The sequence below is a fragment of the Pseudomonadota bacterium genome, assembly GCA_010028905.1.
In the GTDB taxonomy this organism is placed as follows: domain Bacteria; phylum Vulcanimicrobiota; class Xenobia; order RGZZ01; family RGZZ01; genus RGZZ01.
In genome coordinates, this window is sequence record RGZZ01000663.1 from 1 (window position 1) to 2,221 (window position 2,221).

At 63.8% G+C, this 2,221-nt stretch carries 3 protein-coding genes; 2 read left to right on the forward strand and 1 reads right to left on the reverse strand.

All coding sequences use genetic code 11. The annotated features are described in order from the left end of the window. Positions 1-1,054: carboxylate-amine ligase (locus EB084_24065; protein ID NDD31339.1), on the forward strand; the 1,054-nt coding region annotated here is incomplete at its 5' end. Positions 1,055-1,059: 5 nt separating this feature from the next. Then, the gene (locus tag EB084_24070) at positions 1,060-1,380 is read left to right on the forward strand and encodes a hypothetical protein (GenBank protein NDD31340.1); all 321 of its coding nucleotides are present in this window, start codon (positions 1,060-1,062) and stop codon (positions 1,378-1,380) included. Between the two features lie 49 nt (positions 1,381-1,429). Here the strand turns inward: EB084_24070 and EB084_24075 are convergent, their stop codons facing one another. After that, on the reverse strand, positions 1,430-1,891 hold the full coding sequence (locus tag EB084_24075) for a PilZ domain-containing protein (GenBank protein NDD31341.1): 462 nt from the start codon (positions 1,889-1,891) through the stop codon (positions 1,430-1,432). Between the last annotated feature and the right edge of the window lie 330 nt (positions 1,892-2,221).

The following is a 2,221-nucleotide window of genomic DNA, read 5'->3' on the forward strand; positions in this document are numbered from 1 at the left end:
CCCTCAGACGGGCGAGCTGCACTCGCACGTTCTCCAGATGATGGAAGAGGGGCGTCGATCGCTCGGTGATCGCATCAAGCCTGAGATGCATCAGGCGGTCATCGAGATCGGCACCGATATCTGCGCCAACGTCAAGGCGGCGCGGGAAGACCTGCTCAACGCGCGCAAGACGGTTCACACCGTCGCGCGCAACGCAGGGCTTGCGATGGTGGCGGCTGCGACCCACCCCTTCTCCGACTGGCGCATGCAAGACATCACCGAGGCCGAGCGCTACCGTGTGATCGTCGAAGACCTTCAAGACATCGCGCGCGGCAACCTCATCTTCGGCCTGCACGTGCACGTGGGCATCACCGACCGCGACCTCGCCATCGACATCATGAACGCGGCGCGCTACTTCCTGCCGCACATGCTTGCCCTGTCGACCAACTCCCCGTTCTGGCTGGGTCGCAAGACGGGCTTCAAGTCGACGCGCACCACCATCTTCAAGCGCTTCCCACGCACCGGCATCCCGGACTACTTCGGGTCGTACGGCGAGTTCCAGTCGTACATCAACCTCCTGGTGCAGACCAAGTGCATCGACAACGGCCGCAAGATCTGGTGGGACGTGCGGCCCCATCCGAACTTCGACACCCTCGAGTTCCGCATCTGCGACATCCCGACCCGCGTTGACGATACAATCGCCCTTGCGGCCCTCTGTCAGGCCGTCGTCGCCAAGCTGTGCCGCCTGCAGGAGCGCAACCTTGGCTTCCGGCTCTATCGCCGAGCCCTTCTCGAAGAGAACAAGTGGCGCGCGGCGCGCTACGGCATCGACGGCAAGCTCATCGATTTCGGCAAGAAGGAAGAGACCACGGTGCACCACCTGGTCGAGGAGATCCTCGAGTTCGTTGACGAGGTGGTCGACGAGCTCGGCAGCCGCAAGGAGATCGAGCATCTGCGCCAGATCTGCCAGCGCGGCACCGGTGCTGACGAGCAGCTGAAGGTTTTCGAGGAGACCAACGATCTGCGCAAGGTGGTCGACTTCCTCATCGAGACCACGCTCGACGGAGTGGTCTGATCGGCGTGCCGAACCAGAACCCCATTCCCAAGCTCGTCCCCAAGCTGGTGAACCTGCTCTTCACCCTCGCCCTCGCCTACGGCTGCTGGTACGGGTGGCAGCTCTACAAGAGCTACGAAGGGGGGTACGTGCGTGGGCTCACCGATGGCAAGGTGCTGCGCGATCAAGCCATCGCCCGAGGCTGGCGAGCACAGACCTTCCTCTCCGAGAAGCGCGATTTCTCCGCACGCTACGGCCCACGGTCAGAGAAGACCTGGAAGGACAGCCTTTACCGGCAAGGATGGCACATGGCCGTCGACAAGGCCACCGAAGACGTTCCACACTGACCCATCACGCGAACGCTGAACCCCAGGCTTCCCTGACGCCGCTCTGGCCTCATGCCGCGAGCTGCATTCTCCCGTGCATGTAGTTCTCGAGCAGGAAGCTTGTTCCGGGTATCACCGATGCGTACGCGGCTCCGATCGCGAAGCCGTCGCCGCTCTCTCGCGACCAGACGGTCTTCACCCCGAGATCGACGGGACCGCTGGCAAACGTGACCCGCACGTAGACGCGTTCCCCCGGGATCGGCTGCAGGGAGGCGCAGTGCAGGCGCACGCCCTTCGCGCTCACGTCGAGCAGCGTCGCGTTGAACACGGCCCCCTCCACGAGGTACGGTGCCCCCTTGCGCTGGCGAACACGAACCGTGGCCGTGCTGACCTTTCCCGGGACCACGAGCTGCACGATGACGCCGTCGCGATGACGAAAGCCGTCTCGTCGCTCAACCTCGATCTCGCGTTGCGCGGGTCGAGGGGTGAAGGCCGCGCGGAGCCGGCGTACGAGGGACGTCAGGAACTGCATGGGTGCTGCCTCGCTTTCGTGCTGAACCGGGTGGGGATTGTGCGAGCGGTGAACCGCCTGAGACTGAGTATACGCGGGAGATGTTGCTGACTTGTAACATCAGCGAAAACTTTTTGTGAACTGACTGTTAGGGGTTCATGCGATTTTGCGCCGACGGCGCGTTGCGGCCCGATCTGGTCAGCGAGAGAGGGCTGTTGCATCCCTGCGCGAAACCTTCGGCTGCGACATCAAGACAGGAGACTCTCCCATGCACCTCAGAACGGCCGCCGCGACGCTCATCGCCGCGATGGGTCTCGCCGTTGCCCCGCTGCGCCCCGCTTCCGCGGAGCC